The sequence below is a fragment of the Archangium sp. Cb G35 genome, assembly GCF_001896145.1.
Taxonomy (GTDB): domain Bacteria; phylum Myxococcota; class Myxococcia; order Myxococcales; family Myxococcaceae; genus Archangium; species Archangium violaceum.
In genome coordinates, this window is sequence record NZ_MPOI01000005.1 from 491,275 (window position 1) to 514,220 (window position 22,946).

Sequence of the window (22,946 nt, forward strand, 5' to 3'; positions counted from 1 at the left end):
TCTTCCCATTCCCGTGAGTACGACTCCGTTGCCTGTTCTTCCGGAAGCCGCAGCGCCGACAAAGGACGAGCCCTCTGAGGGTTCAAAGGATGAAACGACGGAGTGGTCACCAGAGAAAATCAAGAGAAGGTGCAACGAGGAATTTACTCGATGCCTGGGAACAGCGGTGCAAAGCATTCGCGGGCCCAAATTCAACCACAGTCAGTGCGTCGGATGCCGTGATGTCTGTATGCAGAACAGTGGAGTCTGGCCTACCGAGGCCAATGGGAAGCTTTGTCCATGAGCCAGGAGCGCGATGAGGAGGCGTTTCATCAGCGGTGGATGGCAGGCGCTGATGCCATCGCCCAACTCTATGTCGCTCTGCTGGACGCTCCGTTCGAGCAATACGAGCGGGAGTTCCTTGCACTGCAACGCAAACTGCTCGCCACGGTGAAGACTCCTTGGGAGCACTTGGAGACACGCCGACGCGTCGCGGAGGAGATCCTGCTGGGCGCTTTTGGTTGTAATGCCCCATGGCCGGATTTCGGACGTGCCCTTCGTCGAATCCGGCGGCTGGGCTACACGGATGTCGAGCGCCGGGTGCACGTTGCCATTCTGTTCGCGCGATGGGCGAAGTTCCATCCAGAGCACCTGCCGGCGGCGAGACGCATGCTGGAACTGGCCGAGCGCCAGTTTCGATCCGTCTCGCCGGAACATACCCAGTACAAGGATATGAGAGGCAGCTTGGAGTTGATCCGGATGGAGAAGGAGTTCAGACCGGATTCATCCATTCCCTGAGCGGTGGTGCTGGTTGCTCCAACGCTCACTCCCTCGTCACCGCGCGCAGCACGATCTCCCTCCGCTGTCCGAGCAGCCGCAGCGCCAGGGGGAGCAGCGAGCGGTACAGAATGAGATTGAAGGCGGCGCACAGGGCGATCATCGCCAGCGTCTGCCCGGTGGGCCCGCTCTTCCCGGCGAACCGCAGGGCCCAGACGAAGGGCGCACAGCCCACGCTCGCCGCGACGATGCCGAGCATGGAGGCGGTGAGGGGCAGCTTGTCCCGGCGCTTGAGGCTCGCGTGGAACTTCACCGGAAAGTACAGGGATAGGAAGTTGCCAGCGGCGAGCAGCACGGGGACGACGGCCACCACGGCCGTCATGGCGCACAGGAAGTCCAGCGCCGAGCCCTTGCCGAAGTACACCCGGTAGAACAGTCCCACCAGCAGGGCCATGGCTCCGGCCGCCGTGCCCTGCACCACGTTCTTCGCCCGCAGCACGTCCCCCAGCTCCACGGGGGCGGCGATGAGCATGGCCAGCCCGTGCCCGTCATAGGCGAACGTGTTCTGCGAGAACGTGGAGGCCATCACCACCGCGCCGTAGATGCACAGGCCGCCCATCAACCAGGCATCCGCGCTCGCTCCCAGCATGTACTCGAAGAGGGCCCGGCCCGACGTCAGCTTCAGCAGGATGGCCAGCACGAAAGGCACGGACGCCAGCAGCCGCGCGCGCGGGTTGCGCCACAAATCCAACGCCTCGCGTGTCAGCAGCGTGGTGTACGTGGTGCGCGTCCGGGCGAACGGGTCGTTGTCTCCGGACTCCTTCACGGACGGGCCGGCGCGGCCCACGTTGCGGTGGAAGCGCAGCAGCAGCGCATAGGCGATTCCCAGTCCCAGCAGGGCGAAGAAGACCATGCCCACGCCGTCCACCAGCGCATTGCGCCTGTACCCATAGCTGAGCTCCAGCAGCGCGTCCCCGAAGAAGCCCGAGGGCACCCGTCCCAGGGCAATCGTCGCGTCGATGATGAGGGCCATGTCCAGCTTCTCCACGCCCCCCTCGCCCACGGCCGTCAGCCAGGAGGTGTCGATGGGCGGGATGAGGGACGCGCCCACGAGGAACAGGACGAAGCCGCCACCAATCAACTGGGCGCTGTGCTTCTCGCGCAGCACGTTGAGCACCGCGTGCAGGCCCACCCGGCTCCAGGCCGCGTTGAGCAGCGCGAACAGTATGTAGAGCAGCACGGCGAACCACTTCACCCGCACCGGGTGCACCGAGGCGAAGCCCAGCGCCGCTCCCGTCAACGGCGCGTAGAAGACGAGCGCGCGCGGCTCGAAGAGGCTCGCCACCGTGGAGGCGATGAGCAGCCGGAAGGGCGAGATGGGGAAGGGCGCGTAGCGGCTCAGCTCCGAGTGGTCATCCACGCCCGCGCTCATCAGCGGCCACGTCACCCACACCGCGGAGGTGACGAAGCACAGCAGGTTGAGGATGAAGAAGGGCCACACGCCGTTCTCGGCGATGGGTTTCAGCCGCATCAACCCATAGAACGTCACGCCCAGGCCCCAGGCCGGGGCACTCGAGAGCAGGAAGGCGGCCACCGCCATCCACCGGCTCCGGCCCGGACCCTGGTTGAGTCCGATGTCCAGGCGCAGGCCCCACAACAGCCACAGGTGCCGGAAGAAGCCCGGCGCGGCTACCCGGTTCACGCGGACCCCCGGCGCAGCTGCACCACCTCGGCGGCCGGCGCGTCCCCGTAGAAGGACAGCTTCGCGTTGCGCGCGGCCGGCACGGAGATGAGCTTCTCGAACACGGCCTCCAGCGAGGGCGCGTCATAGCGCTGCATCAACTGTTGCACCGTGCCCTGGTCCAGCATCCTCCCGCCCCGGATGACACCCGCGTGCGTGGCCAGCCGCTCCGCGATCTCCAGCACGTGCGTGGTGAGCAGCAGCGTCACGCCCCGCCGGCTCAGCTCGCGCAGCAGCTCGCGGATGACGCCCGCGGCCAGCACGTCGATGCCCTCGAAGGGCTCGTCCAGCAGCACCAGCTCCGGCGCGTGGATCAGCGCCGCCGCGATGGCCAGCCGCCGCCGCATGCCCTTGGAGTACTCGGCCACCAGCGCGCCCGCCTTGTACGTCAGCTCCGTGAGCTCCAGCAGCTCGGCGGCCCGCGCCGCCGCCTCGTCCCCGCTCAGCCCGTACATGCGCCCGCAGAAGGTGAGGTACTGCCGCCCGGTGAGCCGCTCGAAGAGGCTCAGCTCCTCGGGCACCACGCCGATGTGGCGCTTCACCTCCAGCGGCCGGGCCACCGCGTCCACCCCCAGCAGGGAGATGCGGCCGGCGTCCGGCGCGTACACGCCGGTGAGCAGGGCGATGGTGGTGGACTTGCCCGCCCCGTTGGGGCCGAGGAAGGCGTAGAAGGAGCCGCGGGGAATGGTCAGCTCCATGCCATTGAGCGCGGTGAATTCGCCGAAGCGCTTCACGAGCCCATGGGCATCGACGGCCAGGTCAGTGGGGGTGGGAGACATGCGCGGGCCGGATCAGAGCCGACTCCGCCGCCCTCCCACAATCCCCCCGATGTCCGAGGCCCACAGGAGGAGCCTGGCACCTGGGAGGTGGCGCGGGAGGGTCCGTGCTGCTCAGTGCACCATGGCCACTTCGGGCGGGCCGATGATGCGCTGCACCGTCATCCGCACCTTGTCCAGGTCCACGGGCTTGGAGATGTAGCCGGCGGCTCCCACCAGCTCCGCCTCCCACTCGAAGCCGTAGCCCGAGATGATGATGATCGGCAGCCCGCGCGCCCGCGGCATCTTCTTGAGGGCGTCCAGCAGGCCCCAGCCGCTCATCACCGGCATGCGCAGATCCAACAGCACGGCCTGGGGTATCTCTCCCTCGAGGGTGTCGAGGGCCTCCCGGCCGTTGCCGGCCTGTTCCGTGCGATAGCCCATCTCCTCTAGGGCATCGCAGATGAGCGTGCGGTGGCTCGCGTCGTCGTCGACGACCAGGATGTAGGACATGGCAAGGCCTCGATGCGTGTTCCGGCAGGGATGGCAGATTCTATGCGGGGCAAGATGCGAATGGCTTTCCGGTTCCGGAAGGGGTGTGCCCGGTTTTCAACATCCCTCGAAAAGTTGGAGGGCGTTCTGCCCCAGGAGGCCTGCCTCCACCTCGTCCCCGAGCTTGAGGGCCAACAACTGCTTGAGCTCGCGGTCCCAGGCGTACGGCAGGTTGGGGAAGTCCGTGCCGTAGAGAATGCGCTCGGGGCGGACTTCCAGCAAGCGGCGGGGGACCGGAATGGGGAAATAACCGGCCACCGCCATGGTGGTGTCCAGCCAGAGGTTGTCGTGGCGTTCCAGGAGCCGCTCGTACGCGTCGAACTCGTCCGCGCCCAGGTGGGGGATGCACAGCTTGAGGCCCGGGTGGTCCTTCAGGACCCGCTCCACGCGCTCGGCCGAGCAGAGGGCGTGCACATCGCACCTGTATTGGGGGCTGGCGGGCTCGCGGCCGGCGTGCATCACCAGGGGCCGCCCGGCTCGGGCACAGGCCTCGTACACCTCGTGAAGCGCGGGGGCGTCCGGGGCGAAGCACTGCACGTGGCAGTGCAGTTTCACGCCCTTGAGGCCCGCCGCGAAGGCCTCGGCGAGGATCTCCGCCGCGCCCTCTTCTCCCGGCATCACGGTGGCCAGCCCCAGCACGCGCGGCTCGGCCCGGGCCACCTCGGCGACATAGGAGTTGAGGAAGCGCGCCATGCCCGGCTTGTGCGCGTAGTGCAGCGCCACCACCCGGTGCACCCTGCGCGACAGCAGGAAGGACACCACCTGGGGCGTGTGCAGCTTGTAGCGGATGGGCCAGCCGTACTGGTCGAACCAACGCCAGATGGCCTCGAAGACGCCGTCCGGGAAGAGGTGGACGTGGGCATCCACCACGGGTGGCAGCCCCTCGGGCAGCCGGGGCCCCTCCTCGTCGTTCAAGGCCGGCAGGGGCAGTGTCGAGCTTCCAGGCGCCAGCCAGCCGGAGGCGGCGCCCAGGCAGACCGGGGAGTCATCGGGGTGGTGCATGCGCCGAGGAGGTCTACTCCTTCTTGCGCTCCGCGTCCCCCGGCTTGGGCGGGTTGTCCAGCCGCTGGAGGTAGGCGTTGTTCGAGTATCCGGCGCGCTCCAGGCGCTGCGTCTCGATGAGATCGGCGACCTTGGTACACACCTGGCTGAGCAGACGGAGCGACTCGGCCAGCAGCTTCTCGGCCTGGTCCTGCGCGTCCGCGCGCTTGATGACGGTCCGATCGCGGCGGAACAACTGGGTCAACTTCATCCCCGCCAATCTAAGGGAAGGCGTGCCCTCTTGCCACCGGACTCACGGGCTCCGCGCGGGTGCCGCGCGCCGCTCGGGGCTCCCTCGGGGGCGGGGCGGGCTGATCCGCTCGCGCGCGAGTGTCGGGCCGTTGACGCATCCGGACGGCGCGGAGCGTTGGGCATCAACAACTTAACAGTCCAGCAAATTTACAACTTGGAGTGCGCCCGGCTGGAGGGTGGAGCCGCCACGAGGGGAAGCGTCGGGTAAACGACCAATATCAGGGGCCTTTCACGAATTTTCAGCTGGGGGGGTGACGCGCGGAAAATTTGTGCTTACAGTGCCTCCATTCACTTCCCGACTTCCTGTCGGACGGTCGAAAGGGGGAACTGCGCATGGCTTACGATGGCGAGCTTGTGAAGATGGAGAATGGCCGCTGGGCGCGGTTCCAGCGTTGCCAGGTGTACCGCCCGGGCGTCGAGGACGCGGGCGAGACGATGATGTTGATCGCCGTGGAGCTGGACGAGCGCTACCAGTTGTTGCTGGACGAAGTGGCGGACTCGCTGGCGCAGTACCGGCATCGGGGCATCCCGGTGCAGGCCAGGCTGGACGAGGCGCAGCGGCTGACGCTGCACCCGGAGTCGGAGTCCAGCGCGCTTCACTAACGAGGCCGGTAGAATCGCGTGGCGTTGTCATGCGCCACGCGCTTCACCACTCGTTCCGACAGCTTCGCCTTGGCCAGCATGTTGGCCACGCGAGCGAGCCCCAGGATGTCGCCGGCGCCATCGCCGGCGTCCGAGTTGAGCACCAGCCGTTCGCTGCCAAGCCGGCGCACCAGTGCCACGGCACGTTCGGCCTTCAGTGCCTCGGGGTGCAACGTCAGCCCCGCCCAATGCCCACAGCCGAGGATGTTGCGCACGGTCCGGCCGTTGGCGTGGTCCACCAGCACGCGGGAGGGCCGGATGCCGGACTCGCGCAGCAGGGTGAGGATGCGCCGGGTGTGGCGCTCCTTGTCGCGCACCGGGGTGTGCACCACCACCTTCAGCTTGAGCTGACGCGCGAGCGCGAGCTGCTCGAGGAAGGCCTCCTCCTCCTCGATGCCGCCCGCGTGCAGGCCCGTCTCGCCCAGGGCCACCACGCGTCCGCCCCGGAAGTAGTCGGGGAGGCTGGAGAGCACCTCGGACAGCCCGCGGCGGGGGATGCAGCGCGGGTGCACGCCCAGGGCGGCCCAGGCGCGGATGCCCAGCCGCTCCAGGCGGGGCAGTTGCCGGAGCATCAGGTCGTCGAAGTGCTTGCGCAGGGCCTTGGGCGTGGGCTCGGGCAGGTGGTGGGCGACCACCAACGCCCGCTCCACCCCGAAGAAGCGCATGGACTCGAGGTCCTGGTCGCTGAGGGCCTCCGGGTGGAGGTGCGCGTCGAAGAGTTGGAGGAGCGGGGTGGCCACGGTGTGTTCCGTCCTGTCCGTCAGTCCTGGCCGAGGCCAGCGCCCTCGTTGCGCGGGTCGCTCCCCGCGTAGCGCAGGTTCGTCTTGGGGTCGCTGTAGACGGCCTCGGCGTCGCCCCAGCCCTCCTGCTTGCGAATCTTGTGGCCCTTGGCCTCCAGTGCCGCCTGCGTGGCGGGCTCCAGGCCGTAGCGGTCCACCCACAGCTCATCCGGCATGTACTGGTGGTGCAGCCGGCCCTGTCCCACCGCGCGCACCACGTCCATCTTCTGGTCCACGATGTTGGAGATGACCTGGATGACGGTGGTGGGGATGGTGGAGCCGCCCGGGCTGCCCACCGCCAGCATCACCTTCTTCGGGTCCTCCTTGGAGAAGACGAGGGTGGGGGACATGGAGGACAGGGGCACCTTGCCCGGAGCGATGGCGTTGGCCTCGCCCGTCACCAGCCCGTAGGCGTTGGGCACGCCGGGCCGCGCGGCGAAGTCGTCCATCTGGTCGTTGAGCAGGATGCCGGTGCCCTTGGCGACGACGCACGAGCCGAAGGCGTAGTTCACCGTGGTGGTGAGGGCCACCGCGTTGCCGTCCTTGTCGATGACGGAGATGTGCGTGGTGTTCTTCTTCTCGGGCACGCTGGAGGGGTCGTACCAGGTGCCATCCGGCTTCTTGAGCGTGGAGCCGCTGGCGCCCTCCACGGGGGGCAGCAGCGAGGCGCTCGACGTGGCCTTCTTCGGGTCGATGCTGCCCGCGAGGTCCGCGATGTAGCCGGACGAGGTGAGGCTCTCCATGGGGATCTTCACGAAGGCGGGGTCTCCCAGGTACTTCGCCCGGTCCACGTACACGCGGCGCACCGCCTCTGTGTACAGGTGGAGCGACTCCGGCTCGCGGAAGTCCAGGCCCTGGGGGCGCAGCCGCTCCATCGCGCCGAGCACCTGCACCACCGCGAGTCCGCCCGCGCTCGGCGGCGGCATGGTGAGGATGCGATGGCCGCGGTAGCTGCCCTCCAGCGGCGCATGGGCGCGCGTCTTGAAGACCTTCAGGTCCTCGAGCGAGAGCGTGCCGCCGCCCGCCTTCACCGTGTCCACCATGGCCTGCGCCAGGGGGCCCGCGTAGAAGGCCTTGGCTCCGCTCTTCGCGAGCGTCTGGAGCGTGCGGGCCAGTTCCGGCTGGCGCACGAGGTGGCCCACGGGCGGCACGTCCAGCTCGCCCTTGTCGTTCTTCGCGAGGAAGAGGCGCGAGGCCTCGGGGTCCTGCCGCAGGCAGTCGCGCCGCATGTGGGCCATGGCCTGGTACTTGGGGGACACCCAGAAGCCCTTGCGAGCGGCGTCGATGGCCGGCTGCAGCACCACGGCGCGGGACAGCTTGCCGTGCTTCTCCAGCAGCTCCAGGTAGCCGGCCACCGCGCCGGGCACCGCCACGCTCGTCGCACCGTCCGTGGAAAGCCCAGGCACCACCTGTCCGTCCTTCAGGTACATGTCGCGCGTGGCCCCCTTGGGCGCCACCTCGCGGAAGTCCAGCACCTGCGTTCCGCCCGTCTTCGCGTCGTGCACCAGCGCGAAGCCACCGCCGCCAATGCCCGAGTGGTACGGGCCCACCACGCCCAGGGTGAAGGCCGCCGCCACCGCCGCGTCCACCGAGTTGCCGCCCTTCTCCAGCATCCGCAGCGCGGCCTCGCTCGCCATCGGATGCGCCGTGGCCACCGCTCCACCCCGGTACGGACGCGCCGCCCACGCGGGCCACGCCATTACCAGTGCTATCAGTGCCACTGCCCACCCGTTCTGGTGAGTCCGCATCTTTACCGTCTCCACGTGAAAAGCCTCCGTCGAGGGCCCACCGGGCGCTTTCGCGAGTGGGAGTTCTGGAGTATCCCGGCCGCCGCTCGGACTCGCTAAGAAACGTTTCAACATCGGGAAGTGTCCGGCTGACACCAGCATGCCCGGCCTGGAGTTTGACCGGGGCACAGGCGAGTGCATCCTGTGCATGACGGTTCGTCGCGCCGGGGGAAACATGAACGCCAACCTGACGACAATGAAGCAGACGTCGGCCTCACCAGAGGTCACGGTGACGACGCTCTTCCTCAAACCGACGTTCGGTATCACCGTGCAGAGCAACACGCTGTCCGTCTCAGTGCAGGCCCGTCCGGAGGGCATCCGCCCCACGCGCCCACCTGCTCGCGGTTGACGTGCCGCTTTCGCATCCCTAGTAATCGCCGCTTATGACAGCTCCTCTGGCGGCGGTGGTGTTGTGCGCTGGTAAGGGCACGCGGATGAAGTCGGAGAAGGCCAAGGTCCTTCACCCCATCCTCGGCAAGCCCATTTGTGCCTATCCCCTCATGCGAGCGTTGGAACTGGGCGCCTCTCCCGTGGTGCCGGTGGTGGGCCACCAGGCAGACGCGGTGGAGCGCTCCATCCGCGCTCATTTCCCCACCGCTCCCCTGCGCTTCGCGCTCCAGAAGGAGCAGCGGGGCACGGCGGACGCGGTGCGCTCGGCGGAAAGCGCGCTGAAGGACTTCAACGGGCGCGTGCTCATCCTCTCCGGGGACGTGCCTCTGGTGCGCCGCGAGACGCTCGAGGCGCTGTCCACCGCGCACGGCAAGAGTGGTGGCGTGCTCTCCCTGGTGTCCATGTCTCCGGCGGATCCCACCGGCTACGGCCGCGTCATCCGCGAGATGGGCAGGGTGGTGCGCATCGTCGAGCACAAGGACGCCACCCCCGAGCAGCGCCAGGTGCGCGAGTGCAACGCGGGCCTCTACCTGGTGGAGTCCTCCTTCCTGTGGAAGGCGCTGGCCAACATCCGCAGCGCGAACGCGCAGGGCGAGTTCTACCTGACGGACCTGGTGGAGATGGCCGCGGCCCAGGGGCCGGTGGGCTCCATCGAGGCCGAGTTCGGCGAGGCGGCCGGCGTGAATGACCGGGTGGAGCTGGCGGCGCGCGCCAAGGAGCTCCAGGCGCGCATCAACACCTGGCACATGCGCAACGGCGTCACCCTGACGGACCCCGCCACCACGTACATCGAGGAGGGCGTGGCCATCGGCTCGGACACGGAGATTGCCCCCATGGTGACGCTGTCGGGCGCCACGGTGGTGGGCCGCAACGTCACCATCGGACAGGGCAGCGTCCTGTACGCCTCCTCGGTGGCCGACGGGACGACCATCAAGCCGTACACCGTCCTGGAGGAGGCCCGGGTGGGCGAGCGCTGCATCCTCGGCCCGTTCTCGCGGCTGCGCCCCGGCACGGACCTCGCCGAGGAGGTGCACCTGGGCAACTTCGTGGAGACGAAGAAGGCCCGCCTCGGCCGCGGCTCCAAGGCCAACCACCTGGCCTACCTGGGCGACGCGAAGATCGGCGCCAAGGTCAACGTGGGCGCCGGCACCATCACCTGCAACTACGACGGGGTGAACAAGCACGTCACCGAGCTGGGGGATGGTGTCTTCATCGGCTCGGACTCCCAGCTGGTGGCCCCTGTGAAAGTCGGGGACGGTGCGTATGTCGGTGCGGGCACCACGGTGACGAAAGATGTGCCTCCCGGGAGCCTCGCCGTGTCCCGTACGCCACAGCTCAACATGGAAGGCTGGGTGGAGAGGAAGAAGGCGCGCATGGCCAAGTCCGCGGAAGCAGGCACTTCCAAGCCGGACAAGGCCTCCGCGGGGTAGTCGGCCCGCGTCTTGCTTGTCTTGAGGGCGACAGGTGTCGCCCGATGTGGGTGGAAATGCCCCCGGAATTTGCAAACCGGGGTTCGGGCGTGAGAGAGGACGGACAACATGTGCGGCATTGTTGGGTATGTCGGGGACAAGGAGTCGGCTCCCATTCTGGTGTCCGGGCTGAAGAAGCTCGAGTACCGGGGGTATGACTCCGCTGGCGTGGCGGTGGTGAACCGCAACGTCCTGAACGTGGTGCGGGCCACGGGCAAGCTGAAGAACCTGGAGAACCGCGTCCAGACTGACGTGCCGCAGGGCACCGTGGGCATCGGTCACACGCGCTGGGCCACGCACGGGCGTCCCTCGGACGAGAACGCCCACCCGCACACCTACGGTGGCGTGGCGGTGGTGCACAACGGCATCATCGAGAACCACCTCGCCCTCAAGGAGGAGCTGCGCGCCAAGGGGCACCACTTCTCCTCCGAGACGGACTCCGAGGTCTTCGCCCACCTCATCTCCGATGAGCTCAAGAGCGGCCTGGATCTGCCGGCGGCGGTGCGCGCGGCCATCGCCCAGGTGAAGGGCACCTACGCCCTGGCGGTGGTGACCACCAGCGACCCGAACCGGATCGTCTGCACCAAGGACTCCTCTCCCATGGTGCTCGGCCTTGGCCAGGGGCAGAACTTCCTGGCCAGCGACGTGCCGGCGCTGCTCGAGCACACGCGCGACTTCGTCTACATGGAGGAGGGTGACCTGGCCGTCATCACCGCCTCCAGCGTGGACATCTACGGCCGCTCCGGCCAGAAGGTGAACCGGCCCACCCGCCGCATCGACTGGACGCCGATGATGGCGGAGAAGGGCGGCCACAAGCACTTCATGCACAAGGAGATCATGGAGCAGCCTCGCGCGGTGGCGGACACGCTGCGCGGCCGCATGCTCCTCTCCGAGGGCGACGTGCACTTCGAGGGCTGGAACCTGAGCCCGGAGAAGGTGCGCTCGCTCACCAAGGTGACCATCCTGGCGTGCGGCACCTCGTGGCACTCGGGCATCGCCGGCAAGGCGATGATCGAGTCCCTGGCGCGCATCCCGGTGGAGGTGGAGCTGGCCAGCGAGTTCCGCTACCGCGATCCCATCGTGGAGTCCTCGCACCTGGCCATCGCCATCAGCCAGTCGGGCGAGACGGCGGACACGCTGGCGGCCTTCAAGGAGGCCAAGGCGCGTGGTGCCACGGCGCTCGCGCTGTGCAACGTCATCGGCAGCGCCATGACGCGTGAGGCGGACATCACCATCCTCACCAACGCGGGCCCTGAGATTGGCGTGGCCTCCACCAAGGCCTTCACCACGCAGTTGGTGGGTCTCTACCTGCTGGCGGTGAAGCTCGGCCGCATGCGTGGCACGCTCACCGTCAAGGCGGCGCAGGAGCACCTGACCTCGCTGACCGAGATCCCCAAGATGATCGAGGACGTGCTCAAGTGCGAGACCTCGGTCAAGCGCGTGGCGCGCGAGTTCATGAACGCGCAGGACTTCCTCTTCCTCGGCCGCGGCCCCATGCACCCGGTGGCGCTCGAGGGCGCGCTCAAGCTCAAGGAGATCTCCTACATCCACGCCGAGGGCTATGCCGGCGGTGAGATGAAGCACGGTCCCATCGCGCTCATCGACGAGAAGATGCCGGTGGTGGTCATCGCGCCCAAGCAGCCGCACGTGGCGTACGAGAAGATCATCGGCAACATCGAGGAGGTGCGGGCGCGCGGCGGCAAGGTCATCGCGATCATCGACGAGGATGACGCGCACGTGGCCTCGCTCGCGGATCACGTCGTCCGCATCCCCGCCGCCAGCGCGCTGCTCGCGCCGGTGGTGGCCACCATCCCCCTGCAGCTGCTCGCGTACCACGTGGCGGATCTGCGCGGGAACGACGTGGATCAGCCGCGCAACCTCGCCAAGAGCGTGACGGTCGAGTAGTCCGCGCCGGATCGGTCCGCCGATCCAGCCCGCCCGGGGATGCCTCGCTTCGAGGCCCCCGGGCGTTTTCATTTCCAGCTGAGCCTTCCGGTCAGAAGGCCGCGTCGAAGGTGACCTCTCCGGCGACGCCCACCTGGTACGCCGAGACGCGGCGCTCGAAGAAGTTCGCCAGCTCCTGCACGTCCTGCAGGTCCATGAAGCCGAACGGGTTCTTCGCGCCGTAGCGCTTCGGCAGGTCCAACATCACCAGCCGCTGATCGGCGACGAACTCCAGGTACTGCCGCATCTCGTGCACCGAGAGCCCCGCGACCCCGAGTCCCAGGATGTCCTCGGCGAACTGGAGCTCGCACGCCACCGCTTCCTCCAGCATGGTGGCGACCTCGCGCTCCATCTCCGCGTCGAAGAGGCCGGGCTCCTCGCGGCGCACCGTCTTCACCACCTCGAAGGCGAAGGCCATGTGCGCGCTCTCGTCGCGGAAGACCCAGTTGGTCCCCGCCGCCAGCCCGTGCAGCAGCCCCCGCGAGCGCAGGAAGTACACGTACGCGAACGCCGCGAAGAAGAAGAGCCCCTCGATGCAGGCCGCGAAGCAGATGAGGTTCAGGAGGAATTTCCTCCGCTGCTCCCGCGTCTCCAGCCGCTCCAGCTCGCCAATGGAGTCCATCCACTTGAAGCAGAACTCCGCCTTCTTGCGGATGCTCGGGATGGTGTCGATCGCCGCGAAGGCCCGGGCCCGCTCGGCCGGGTCCGGCACGTACGTGTCGAGCAGCGTGAGGTAGAACTGCACGTGCAGCGCCTCCTCGTAGAGCTGCCGCGACAGGTACATGCGCGCCTCGGGGGCGTTCACGTGCTTGTAGAGGTTCAGCACGAGGTTGTTCGCCACGATGGAGTCGCCCGTCGCGAAGAAGGCCACCAGCCGCTGGATGAGGTGACGGTCCGCCGCCGTCATCTTCGAGCGCAGGTCTCCCACGTCCGTCGAGAAGTCCACCTCCTCCACCGTCCAGGTGTTCTTGATGGCGTTGCGGTACATCTCGAAGAAGACCGGATACTGCATCGGGCGCAGCGTGAGGTTCATGCCCGGGTCCAGCAGGCGCGCACCCGTCTTCGGCGTCGCGTGTGAGACCTTGTTGGGCACTACGGGGGCAGTGTCTCGCACGGGCGGGAGGTTCATCGGAGTCCAGGTGTCGTTCGTCGGTGCGCTCACTGGCAGGCCTCGCAGGCTTCGGGGTTCTCGAGGGAGCAGGCCACGGCCTGCTCATCGGTGGGCTTCGGCTCCGCTCGCGCGATCTCGCCGGTGCCGTTCAGCTTCGTGTCCGAGCCGTTCCGGGACGCGTCCACGGTGGCCTTCGCGATGCGCGTGGCCGGCCGCGAGCGCAGGTAGTAGGTCGTCTTCAGCCCCTTCTTCCACGCGTACATGTACATGGAGCTGAGCTGGCCGATGTTCGGCGCCTCCATGAACAGGTTGAGCGACTGGCTCTGGTCGATGAAGGCACCCCGGTCCGCCGCCATGTCGATGAGCGAGCGCATCGGCAGTTCCCACGCCGTGCGGTAGATGGCTCGCACATTCGCCGGAATCTCCTCGAGCGACTGGATGGAGCCCTCCGCCAGCTTGATGCGGGCCCGCATGTCCTCGTTCCACATGCCGAGCGTCTTCAGCTCCTCGACGAGGTAGCGGTTGACCTGGAGGAAGTCTCCCGAGAGCGTCTCGCGCTTGAAGAGGTTGGACACCTGCGGCTCGATGCACTCGTAGCAGCCCGCGATGGACGCGATGGTCGCCGTGGGGGCGATCGCGATCAGCAGCGAGTTGCGCAGGCCCACCTGCTTCACGCGGGCACGCAGCGCGTCCCAGCGCGCCGTGTCCTCGGGGACCACGTTCCACGCGTCGAACTGGAGCTCGCCGCGCGCCGCCCGCGTCTCGGAGAAGGCCGGGTGGGCTCCGTGCTCGGCCGCCAGGTCCGTCGAGGCGGAGAGCGCGTGGAAGTAGATCTCCTCGGAGATCTTCCGCGACACGGCCCGCGCCTCGGCGCTGTCGAAGGGCAGGCGCATCTGGAAGAACACGTCCTGCAGGCCCATGACGCCCAGGCCCACCGGGCGCCAGCGGAGGTTCGAGCCCTTCGCCGAGGGGATGGGGTAGTAGTTCAGGTCGATCACCCGATCCAACTGCCGCACCGCCGTCCGCACCGTCCGCCCCAGCTTCTCCCAGTCGAAGGACACCCGGCCGCTCTCGTCCACCGACGTGTGCCGCGAGAGGTTGATGGAGCCGAGGTTGCACACGGCCGTCTCGTCCCGCGACGTCACCTCGAGAATCTCCGTGCAGAGATTCGACAGGTGGACGACCCGGCCCGGCAGCGCCGTCTGGTTGCAGGCCCGGTTCGACTTGTCCTTGAACGTCATCCAGCCGTTCCCGGTCTGCGCCAGCGTCCGCATCATTCGTGCGTAGAGCTCGCGCGCCTTCAGCGTCTTCGCCGCGAGGCCCTGCCGCTCCGCTTCCTCGTAGGCGCGATCGAACTCCTCGCCGTACAGGTCCGTGAGGTGCGGCACCCCCTTCGGGTCGAAGAGGGACCACTTCCCATCCGCCTCGACGCGCTTCATGAAGAGGTCGGGGATCCAGTTGGCGAGGTTCAGGTTGTGCGTGCGCCGCGCCTCGTCGCCCGTGTTGTCACGCAGCTCGAGGAACTCCTCCAGGTCCGCGTGCCACGTCTCCAGGTACACGCAGGCCGCGCCCTTGCGCTTCCCGCCCTGGTTCACCGCCGCCACCGACGCGTCCAGCGTCTTCAGCCACGGGACGATGCCGTTGCTGTGCCCGTTCGTGCTCCCGATCAGCGAGCCGCGCGAACGCACCCGGTGGTACGCCAGCCCGATGCCTCCCGAGAACTTCGAGAGCATCGCCACGTCCGTGTACCGCTGGTAGATGCTCTCCAGCTCGTCCCCGGGCGAGTCCAGCAGGAAGCACGACGAGAGCTGCTCGTGGCACGTGCCCGAGTTGAAGAGCGTGGGGGAACTCGGCACGTACTCGAGCATCGAGAAGAGCCGGTAGAGCTCCAGCGCCTCGGGCACCGTCTCCCCGAGCGCCACCGCGATGCGCATGAAGAAGTGCTGCGGCGTCTCCAGCACCTCGCGCGTCGTCGGGTGCTTGAGCAGGTAGCGGTCGTAGACCGTCCGCAGCCCGAAGTACTCGAAGAGCCGGTTGCGCGAAGGGTCGATCGTGTCGTTCAGCTTGCGCGCGTTCGTCGAGACGAGCCGGGCCACGCGCTCGTTCACGAGGCCGAGCCGGTGCGCGGCGGCGATCGACTGCGAGAAGGAGTGGATCTCCTGACCGGAGACCTCCTTGTCGATGTACGTGGCGAGCAGCCGCGCCGCGAGCTTCGCGTACTCGGGCTCCTCCAGCGTCAGCGAGGCCGCGGTCTGGATGGAGAGCTGATCCAACTCCTGCGTCGAGGCACCGTCATAGAGGCCGGCGATCGTCTTCGTCGCCACGCGGATGGCATCCACCTGACGCAGCCCATCGCAACAGCGGCCGATCGCCCGGACGATCTTGTTCAGGTCCGCGCCCTCGAGCACCCCGTTGCGCTTGCGCACCCTCATGGTGGTGGGCGGCGGTGTCGTGGACGTGATGTGGGTTCCGTTCAGCATGCTCCTCCTCCTCCGTTCGCGACCGTGTGGATCCGCGGAGAAAAAGGTCTGCCCGTGTCGCGCATTGCGACGTGCGATGACTCGCCAGGCCGACCTTCGCCCCCTCGGGCGACTGGAGCACCCCACGAGGAGAGCGGACGGGCCGGACGAGCACGGGGAACCCGTGGCGCACGGAACCTTCCACCTCCCCACGAGGCGTCCAGGTCGATCCACCCCCGGATTTCTCCCCAGGGGCAGGTGGCTGGCAGGTCTTCGGGCTCGCGAGCACCCGGCTCATCGCCGACGCCTACAACCGTCCCCTTCCCAGCCTCTCGGCCAGTGTGCGTGGACGGGTTCGTTCTCGCTGACCGCTGCGGGGCAGCTCCGGATTCACACCGGATTCCCTTTCAAGCCCGGGCCGAGACCCGGGCACCAGCGACGCGCGTCAACGTAAGGGGGGTGCCCCATGCTGTCAAAGGATCAGTGGCCGACGTTCCGGGCCTTGTGTCCTGCTTCGAGCGATCGTACTTCTGGGCTACCTTGGGTGGCCCTTCTCGCGTTCCCAGAGCGCCAGGGAGAGCGCCTGTTGCAGCCCCGCCTGGATCTCGCGCGGGCTGAAGGGCTGGCCCGTGTCCAGGGCCCACGTCAGGAGCGCTCCCGCGAACTCGCCCGCCGTGCGGTAGCGCTGGTTCACGTCGGGTGCCAGCGCCTTGCGCATCACCGCCGCCAGCCGCTTGTCCAACGTGTCCGGCAGATTCAGCTTCGCCGACCGGATGGCCGCCATCACCACGTCGGGGTCGTCACTGCCGCGCTCGAAGGGGTGGAAGCCCAGCACCAGCTCGTGCAGGACGATGCCCATGGAGAAGAGATCCGAGGCCAGCGTCACCGAGTCCCCGCGCGTCTGCTCCGGCGACAGGTAGTGCAGCTTGCCCGCCGTCACGCCTTCCTCCGGGCCCAGGTCCAACCCGCGCGCCTTGGCCACGCCGAAGTCGCCGAGCTTCACCTCGCACTGCCCGGAGAAGAAGATGTTGGCGGGATTCACGTCCCCGTGGACCAGCTCCAGCGGCCGGCCGGTGCGCGTGCGCGCCTGGTGGAAGTAGGCCAGTGCCCGCAGTACCTCGATGCACACGTGGACGCCCGCGGCCAATGGGATGCGCTGCCCCTGCCGCTCGTGCGCCCGGAGCATTCCGTCCAGGTCTCCACCCACCAGGAACTCCATGGCGATGAAGTAGCGCCCGAAGGCCTCTCCAATCTCCAGCCGGTGCACCAGGTTGGGGTGCTCCAGCAGGCCCATCAGGTCCGCCTCGTCGGCGAAGGACTCGGCGGTGACGTCCTTGCGCATCAGCTTCAGCGCCACCTTGAAAGGGGCCCCCTTCTCGTCCTTCGCCTCCGCGAGGAAGACCTCCGCCATTCCCCCCGAGCCCAGGCGCGAGCGGAGCACATAGCGCCCGAAGCGGCGCGAGGGGATTTCCACGGTCTTGGGCTGTCCGGGGGGCTGCACGGTCAGCGATTCTACTCTGTCACCACCCTGATTCAGGTACGGGAAATGCCCACATGCCTCCCCGGAGGGCGGGGTGCTGTCATCCGGGTGGCGGCCGGAGGTCCCGGCGTCGGGTGGCGGAAGCTCCGGGGTAGGGGAGGGGCGGGATGCTTTGGAGGTAGTGGGTCCCGGTCGTTACAGTCCTGGCCGTGACCGACAGCACCCACACACGCCCGCCCGGCTCCGGTTCCCGCCAGGGCGAATTGGGGGAAGAGGGGAGCGCGGAGCTGCCCTCCCTGGCCCCCTGGGAGGCGCCGGCCAGCCCCGCCGGGCCCGAGGAGGACCTGGGGCAGGTGCTCGCCCTCGTCCAGGATGCGCGGATGGCGGCCAGCGACGCGGATCGCGCCCAGGTGGCCGGGGTGCTGAACCAGCTGCTGGACGCGCTGGCGGCTGGAGGGGGCTCGCGGGAGGTGGCGGATCTGCTCGAGCAGCTCCTGGAGAGCGGCCAGCTCGCGGGACTGGAGGACACGGGAGGCCGCGCGTGCCGGGCGGCGGCCACCGAGGCACTGACTCGGCTCGGCTTCCCCTACGCGCTGGAGGTCCGCCCGGAGGATCTGGCCTTCCTGCGTGGCCAGGATGGAGCCTCTAATGACTCCCCCTGGAGGCCCACGGCGGCCGGGGCGCTGATGGCGGTGGGCATCGCCGCCCAGGTGCTGACCCATACACCGTCCCTGGAGCTGGACGGCCCGGGGCTGCCCCTCGTCCTGCTCTGGGGACTGTCGCTGCTGTCCCTGGTGCCGGCGTTGTTGGGCCCTGAACGCTCGGCGTCACAGCGGGCGGGCCTGCTGGGCCTGCTCGTCCTGTCACTCCTTCAGCTATACCTGGGCGTCTTCGGGGGTTACTACGGAGCCCTCAGCGGGGGAGCTGGACTGTTGGCCTGGTTGCTCCTCATGCTGCCTCGGCGGTGAACGCCGTGGGTCATGTCAGAGGGATGGACTAGGGTTATCCCTACGCGATACTAAACGCGAGTTCAGGTGGGCCGGGGTGGCTCGCCGCATACGCAAGGAGCAAGACGAAATGGCCGTGAATCCAGAGAAGGAGAAGGCGATCGAACTGGCGATGTCCGCTGTGGAGCGCCAGTTCGGTAAGGGGTCGATCATGCGGCTCGGCAACGAGGAGCCGCTGGTCCGGGATGTTCAGGCCATTTCGACGGGAAGCGTCTCGCTCGACATCGCACTGGGCGTCGGCGGTGTGCCCAAGGGCCGCATCGTCGAGATCTACGGGCCGGAGTCTTCCGGTAAGACGACCCTCTGCCTTCACATCGTGGCCGAGGCGCAGAAGCGCGGCGGCGTGGCCGGCTACATCGACGCCGAGCACGCGCTGGACATCGGCTACGCGCGCAAGCTGGGCGTGCGCACCGATGACCTGCTGCTGAGCCAGCCGGACACCGGTGAGCAGGCGCTGGAAATCGCCGAGATGCTGGTGCGCTCGGGCGCCATCGACGTGCTGGTGGTGGACTCGGTGGCGGCGCTGGTTCCCAAGGCCGAGCTCGAGGGCGAGATGGGTGATGCGCACATGGGTGTGCAGGCCCGTCTGATGAGCCAGGCGCTGCGCAAGCTGACGGGTACCATCAGCAAGAGCCAGACGTGCGTCATCTTCATCAACCAGATCCGCATGAAGATTGGCGTGATGTTCGGCAACCCCGAGACGACGACGGGCGGTAACGCGCTGAAGTTCTACGCGTCGCAGCGTCTGGACATCCGCCGCGTGGGCGCCATCAAGAATGGCGAGAACGTGGTGGGCAGCCGCACCCGCGTGAAGGTGGTGAAGAACAAGGTGGCGCCTCCGTTCAAGGAGGTCGAGTTCGACATCATGTACGGCACGGGTATCTCGAAGGAGGGAGACCTCATCGATCTGGCGTCCAACGACGGCATCATCGAGAAGAGCGGCAGCTGGTTCTCCTTCAAGGGCGAGCGGATCGGCCAGGGCCGTGAGAACGCGAAGGACTACCTGCGCGACCACCCGGAGGTGCGCGTGGAGGTGGAGCGGCAGGTGATGGAGAAGTACGGCATCGGCAAGCCGGCCCTGGCCGCCGTCCCGGCTCCCGCCGAGGAGACTCCCGCCGAGGGCCACAGCGAGAAGCGCCAGCGCGCGAAGGCCGCGAAGTAGTCCGGGCCTTCTCAGCCTGAAGTACCAGGGGCCGTCTTCCCGAGAGGGGGGGCGGCCCCTTGCTTTTCTGGTACCCCCGCGGCCCGTCACAACGGTTCTTCGTCACCCTCCGCCCGCTGGAACTTCCCACGGAGCCACAGGAGGGCTTCATGTCCAAGACCGTGCAGGGCCTGCTCACGTTCCTCATCTCGCTCGTCGTGCCCACGGTGGTATTGCTGAGCATCAGCGTGCTGCCGGTGTGGCAGGGCGTCTTTTCGCCGCAGACCGTGGCGGCACTTCCCAAGGTCGCGCTCATCGCCGGAGGCAGCTTTGGCCTGCTCTATGGGCTGGAGGCGGGCATCCTATGCATCTATGACCTGGAGACGGCCGCCGGGTGGATCGAGTTGTTCATCGACCTGACGTGGAGCCTGCCGAACACGATGGCCGGGTTCGTGCTCGGCAACATCATCTACATCTTCTTCGGAGCGCCCTCGCGTACGGATTCCGAGGGGCAGGCGTGGATCAGCTTCCAGCCGCGGGGCTCGGGTGGCTTTGGCCACAGTGTTCTGCAGACCATCGGGACGGTGAACCTGGGTGGCGCGGGTCAGCACGAGCGGATGCACCTGTTGCAGGCCCGGGTGCTCGGTCCCGGCTACATCCCCCTGGTGATTGCCTCCTACGCCGTCACCTTCACCCTCCAGGTGGTGTGGACCCTCACCCTTGGCGGGCTCCTGGCGCTGATCGGCGTGCGGAACAAGGCGTACTTCGAGCCGCCCTCCCACTCGGCCGTGGGTGGCTTCTTCGGGTGGATCTACTACGCCACCCCCATCGAGTTGTTCGCCTACGCCACGGGCAATCCCTGACATCTCGCAGCTTCGTGCTCGGGCCCAGGCGCAGCCGTGACCGTGGTGGCGCCCGAGTAGCCGACCGCTACCTGGGTAGGCGCGCTCGCCGAGGTCACGCCTTCATGAACGCTTGCATCCTCCGGTGGCCCGGCTGGCGCCTCCAACTCGAATAATTGAGTCTCATTGTGTCATCGGGTGTGAGTCCTCCTCCGTCTATCCAATTGCACCCTGTCGGTCGTACGCTCCGGGCCAGCCCACCCGGGTCCATCGTTTCCGCCCGAGGGCGTGGCGAACACTCATACGAGGAGCTGTGCATGACGGCCATTCCGATGGAAGTTGCCGATCCCTTTGAACTGATGCATCCCGAGCGGCGGAAGGATCCCTATTCCGGCTACGCGCGGATGCTCCGGGAGGCACCTGTCCATTTCTTCGAGCCGTGGGGTGCCTGGTTGGTGTCGCGGTACGCGGATGTGAACGCGGGCTTCCGCGACATGCGCCTGTTGTCGGCCCGGACGGGCCAGTTCTCCGCGGGCATGTCCGAGGAAGTCCGCAAGATGATGGAGCCGCTGGCTCGCAACCTGTCCTCCTGGGCGCTCTTCCTCGATGCTCCCAGCCACACGCGCCTGCGCGGGCTCATCAACAAGGCCTTCACGCCACGCATGGTCGAGGCGTTGCGTCCGCGCATCCGCGCGCTCGTGGAGGAGCTGCTGGACGCGGCGCGGGGCAAGGAGCGGATGGAGGTCATCAGCGAGCTGGCCAACCCGCTGCCCGTCATCGTCATTGGCGAGATGTTGGGGCTGCCCCGGGAGGATCGGCACCGGCTCAAGCGGTGGTCGGATCAGCTGGCGGGCCTCATCGGCACGGGCCGTCCCACGCAGGAGCAGGTGACGGCGGGCCTGAACGCCATCCTCGAGTTCGAAGCCTACTTCCGGATGCTCATCGCCCAGCGGCGCACCCAGCCGGGGACTGATCTGCTGAGCGGGCTCGTGCACGCGGAGGAGCAGGGCAACCTGCTGAGCGAGCAGGAGCTGCTGTCCACCTGCACCATGCTGCTCTTCGGCGGCCATGAGACGACCACCAACCTGATTGGCAACGGCTTGCTGGCGTTGCTGCGCCACCCGGAGCAGTGGGAGCTGCTGCGCGCCTCTCCGGAGCTGCTGCCCAACGCGGTGGAGGAGTTCCTCCGCTATGACCCGCCGGTGCAGTTCACGAACCGGGAGGCCAAGGTGGACATGGAGATTGGAGGCCAGGCCATCCGGAAGGGGGATCGGGTGATGTTGATGATGGCGGCGGCGAACCGGGATCCCGCGCAGTTCAAGGACCCGGAGAAGCTGGACGTGCGGCGCGAGGAGCTGCGCCACATGACGCTGGGCATGGGCCCTCACTACTGCCTGGGCGCGGCGCTGGGGCGCATGGAGGCGCAGGAGACCTTCGCCGCGCTGTTGCGCCGCTTCCCGCACCTGAAGCTGGAGCCCGGGGCCACGGTGGATTGGATCGACAACGCGGGCTTCCGCGGGCTCCTGGCGCTGCCGGTGGTCCTGGGAGCGGAGGCCCGGTAGGACTCCGCTCCCAGCCCGGTGCTACTCGGCCGTGAAGTACAGGTTGTCGAGCAGCAGCTTGTCCGCCGGCGCGCCCCCGCCGGCGAAGAGCGCGAACGGAGAGCTGACGACGTTCAGCTTCAGGCCGCCCGCTGTGAAATCCGCCAGCGGGATGGCCAGGTGGTGCCACTCGCCGTCATTCCTGTAGCCGTACTTCTCCACGTCGAGCTGCACGCTCTTGTCGGTCCCGTCGAGGTAGTTCATCCCCACCTTCACCGCGGAGAAGCCGGGGTCGGACGAGCGCAGGCTCACGTGGAGCGTCTTCCACGCGCTCAGGTTGCGCGTCGAGTCCCAGTGCACGCCGAGCCCCAGCCACGCCTTGCCCGCGTGGACGACGAGGTCCGCCGACTTGCCCTCCACGCGGGTGGAGGAGGGCTCCAGGGTGGAGGTGCCATCGTACAGGTAGACGTGCGTGGTGGTGTTGTCCACGGCGATGTCGTCGGAGCGGCCCCCCTCGTAGAAGCCCACGCCCAGGCGGCGCTGCCCCGTCTGGTAGGGGAACGGGCCCGGGAGCACGTCCGGGTCCGTGTCCGGGTCTCCATTGCCGGGGTTGGTCGGCCCCTGGTTCTCGTAGTCCGACAGTCCCGGGTCCGGCCTGCACGCGGCCAGCAGGGCCAGCACCGCGTATCCAGCGAGCTTCTTCATGGCTTCACCGCCCTGTCCTGACCGTTCGACAGCTTCACCAGCGTCCAGCCGCCCTGCACCATGCCGCCCATCTCGGTGATGCCCTTGTACGCGGGCGTCACCAGGTCATAGGCGTACGTTCCCGTGGCGTCGTAGGTGACCGCGTCGGGGAAGTTGTCGAGCACGGACTGGTAGGCGCGGATGGCCTGGGCCTTCACCAGGGGCAGCTCCTCCTGGCTCGCCTCGCCGTTCTGGTAGATGGCCAGCAGGGTGGTGCCCACGTAGAACTGCGCCTCGCCTCCCGGCTCCCGCGCGAGCAGCGTGGCCCACGAGTAGAACGCGGCCACGCGTGCGCCGCTGGCCTGGATGTCCCACTTCGTTTCCACACCCGGCGTGGTGTGGCGGAAGGGGTTGTTCGGATCCTCCAGGACGGAGCTGTCCGGGTAGATGCCCACGTTGGGGCTGTGGAGCTGGAGCGTGAGATCCTCCAGCGACTCGCCATACACGAAGCTGGCGGGCTCGTAGCATCCGGAGATGCCCACGGCCGCGGCCAGCACCAGCCACGTCTTCATA

Annotated in this window: 21 protein-coding genes and 1 riboswitch; of the genes, 9 read left to right on the forward strand and 12 right to left on the reverse strand. The window is 67.9% G+C overall.

All coding sequences use genetic code 11. The features are described from left to right. The first annotated feature begins 279 nt into the window (after window positions 1–279). On the forward strand, window positions 280–777 hold the full coding sequence (locus tag BO221_RS18250; protein ID WP_073561721.1) for a hypothetical protein: 498 nt from the start codon (window positions 280–282) through the stop codon (window positions 775–777). A gap of 25 nt (window positions 778–802) precedes the next feature. Here the strand turns inward: BO221_RS18250 and BO221_RS18255 are convergent, their stop codons facing one another. The 5 genes from BO221_RS18255 to BO221_RS18275 form a co-directional block, all read right to left on the reverse strand. Continuing rightward, window positions 803–2,458, reverse strand: a complete 1,656-nt coding sequence (locus tag BO221_RS18255) for a hypothetical protein (protein WP_073561722.1) — start codon at window positions 2,456–2,458, stop codon at window positions 803–805. Then, window positions 2,455–3,276, reverse strand: a complete 822-nt coding sequence (locus tag BO221_RS18260; protein WP_073561723.1) for an ABC transporter ATP-binding protein — start codon at window positions 3,274–3,276, stop codon at window positions 2,455–2,457. Before BO221_RS18260 ends, BO221_RS18255 begins: the two co-directional genes overlap by 4 nt. 111 nt (window positions 3,277–3,387) lie before the next feature. Further along, on the reverse strand, window positions 3,388–3,765 hold the full coding sequence (locus tag BO221_RS18265) for a response regulator (RefSeq protein ID WP_043414414.1): 378 nt from the start codon (window positions 3,763–3,765) through the stop codon (window positions 3,388–3,390). A 96-nt stretch (window positions 3,766–3,861) separates the two neighbouring features. Beyond that, window positions 3,862–4,806 (reverse strand): amidohydrolase family protein, encoded by a 945-nt coding sequence (locus tag BO221_RS18270; RefSeq protein WP_073561724.1) that lies wholly within the window; start codon window positions 4,804–4,806, stop codon window positions 3,862–3,864. A gap of 13 nt (window positions 4,807–4,819) precedes the next feature. Beyond that, entirely contained in the window at window positions 4,820–5,056 is a 237-nt protein-coding gene (locus BO221_RS18275; protein WP_043414407.1) for a hypothetical protein, read from the reverse strand. Between the two features lie 374 nt (window positions 5,057–5,430). Here BO221_RS18275 and BO221_RS18280 point away from each other — a divergent pair, with 374 nt between their 5' ends. Continuing rightward, on the forward strand, window positions 5,431–5,700 hold the full coding sequence (locus tag BO221_RS18280; RefSeq protein WP_073561725.1) for a hypothetical protein: 270 nt from the start codon (window positions 5,431–5,433) through the stop codon (window positions 5,698–5,700). Here BO221_RS18280 and BO221_RS18285 read toward each other — a convergent pair. Both BO221_RS18285 and ggt read right to left on the reverse strand, forming a co-directional pair. Further along, window positions 5,697–6,479, reverse strand: a complete 783-nt coding sequence (locus tag BO221_RS18285; RefSeq protein ID WP_073561726.1) for a TatD family hydrolase — start codon at window positions 6,477–6,479, stop codon at window positions 5,697–5,699. The genes BO221_RS18280 and BO221_RS18285 overlap by 4 nt on opposite strands. Before the next feature lie 20 nt (window positions 6,480–6,499). After that, a complete protein-coding gene (ggt, locus tag BO221_RS18290; RefSeq protein WP_073561727.1) occupies window positions 6,500–8,266 on the reverse strand; it encodes a gamma-glutamyltransferase in 1,767 nt (588 codons plus the stop codon). Window positions 8,267–8,453: 187 nt separating this feature from the next. On the opposite strand from ggt, the gene BO221_RS18295 reads away from it, so the two are divergent. The 3 genes from BO221_RS18295 (at window position 8,454) to glmS (ending at window position 12,069) form a co-directional block, all read left to right on the forward strand. Next, complete coding sequence (locus BO221_RS18295) at window positions 8,454–8,654, forward strand: hypothetical protein (RefSeq protein ID WP_143195523.1); 201 nt, start codon at window positions 8,454–8,456, stop codon at window positions 8,652–8,654. Between the two features lie 34 nt (window positions 8,655–8,688). After that, window positions 8,689–10,125 (forward strand): bifunctional UDP-N-acetylglucosamine diphosphorylase/glucosamine-1-phosphate N-acetyltransferase GlmU, encoded by a 1,437-nt coding sequence (gene glmU, locus BO221_RS18300; RefSeq protein WP_073561729.1) that lies wholly within the window; start codon window positions 8,689–8,691, stop codon window positions 10,123–10,125. A gap of 108 nt (window positions 10,126–10,233) precedes the next feature. After that, window positions 10,234–12,069: a glutamine--fructose-6-phosphate transaminase (isomerizing) gene (gene glmS / locus BO221_RS18305; protein WP_073561730.1), complete on the forward strand. Its 1,836-nt coding sequence runs from the start codon at window positions 10,234–10,236 to the stop codon at window positions 12,067–12,069. Between the two features lie 91 nt (window positions 12,070–12,160). Here the strand turns inward: glmS and BO221_RS18310 are convergent, their stop codons facing one another. From BO221_RS18310 to BO221_RS18320, 3 genes are all read right to left on the reverse strand, one after another. Then, the gene (locus tag BO221_RS18310) at window positions 12,161–13,141 is read right to left on the reverse strand and encodes a ribonucleotide-diphosphate reductase subunit beta (RefSeq protein ID WP_052519717.1); all 981 of its coding nucleotides are present in this window, start codon (window positions 13,139–13,141) and stop codon (window positions 12,161–12,163) included. A 125-nt stretch (window positions 13,142–13,266) separates the two neighbouring features. Beyond that, window positions 13,267–15,699, reverse strand: a complete 2,433-nt coding sequence (locus BO221_RS18315) for a ribonucleoside-diphosphate reductase subunit alpha (protein ID WP_233166112.1) — start codon at window positions 15,697–15,699, stop codon at window positions 13,267–13,269. Between the two features lie 225 nt (window positions 15,700–15,924). Then, window positions 15,925–16,130: riboswitch (cobalamin riboswitch) on the reverse strand. An 83-nt stretch (window positions 16,131–16,213) separates the two neighbouring features. Beyond that, window positions 16,214–17,179 (reverse strand): serine/threonine-protein kinase, encoded by a 966-nt coding sequence (locus BO221_RS18320; protein ID WP_233166114.1) that lies wholly within the window; start codon window positions 17,177–17,179, stop codon window positions 16,214–16,216. Between the two features lie 188 nt (window positions 17,180–17,367). Between BO221_RS18320 and BO221_RS57355 the strand changes: the two genes are divergently transcribed. The 4 genes from BO221_RS57355 to BO221_RS18340 all read left to right on the forward strand — a co-directional run bounded on the left by BO221_RS57355 (window position 17,368) and on the right by BO221_RS18340 (window position 21,710). Beyond that, complete coding sequence (locus BO221_RS57355; RefSeq protein WP_073561732.1) at window positions 17,368–18,126, forward strand: hypothetical protein; 759 nt, start codon at window positions 17,368–17,370, stop codon at window positions 18,124–18,126. A 109-nt stretch (window positions 18,127–18,235) separates the two neighbouring features. Then, window positions 18,236–19,327, forward strand: coding sequence for a recombinase RecA (recA, locus tag BO221_RS18330; protein WP_073561733.1), 1,092 nt, complete (start codon window positions 18,236–18,238; stop codon window positions 19,325–19,327). Between the two features lie 149 nt (window positions 19,328–19,476). After that, on the forward strand, window positions 19,477–20,169 hold the full coding sequence (locus BO221_RS18335; protein WP_073561734.1) for a hypothetical protein: 693 nt from the start codon (window positions 19,477–19,479) through the stop codon (window positions 20,167–20,169). A gap of 296 nt (window positions 20,170–20,465) precedes the next feature. Then, the gene (locus BO221_RS18340; RefSeq protein WP_198956135.1) at window positions 20,466–21,710 is read left to right on the forward strand and encodes a cytochrome P450; all 1,245 of its coding nucleotides are present in this window, start codon (window positions 20,466–20,468) and stop codon (window positions 21,708–21,710) included. Between the two features lie 21 nt (window positions 21,711–21,731). Here the strand turns inward: BO221_RS18340 and BO221_RS18345 are convergent, their stop codons facing one another. Next, the gene (locus BO221_RS18345) at window positions 21,732–22,394 is read right to left on the reverse strand and encodes a putative glycoside hydrolase (RefSeq protein ID WP_073561735.1); all 663 of its coding nucleotides are present in this window, start codon (window positions 22,392–22,394) and stop codon (window positions 21,732–21,734) included. Continuing rightward, the gene (locus tag BO221_RS18350) at window positions 22,391–22,945 is read right to left on the reverse strand and encodes a hypothetical protein (protein ID WP_198956136.1); all 555 of its coding nucleotides are present in this window, start codon (window positions 22,943–22,945) and stop codon (window positions 22,391–22,393) included. Before BO221_RS18350 ends, BO221_RS18345 begins: the two co-directional genes overlap by 4 nt. Window position 22,946: the final 1 nt, after the last annotated feature.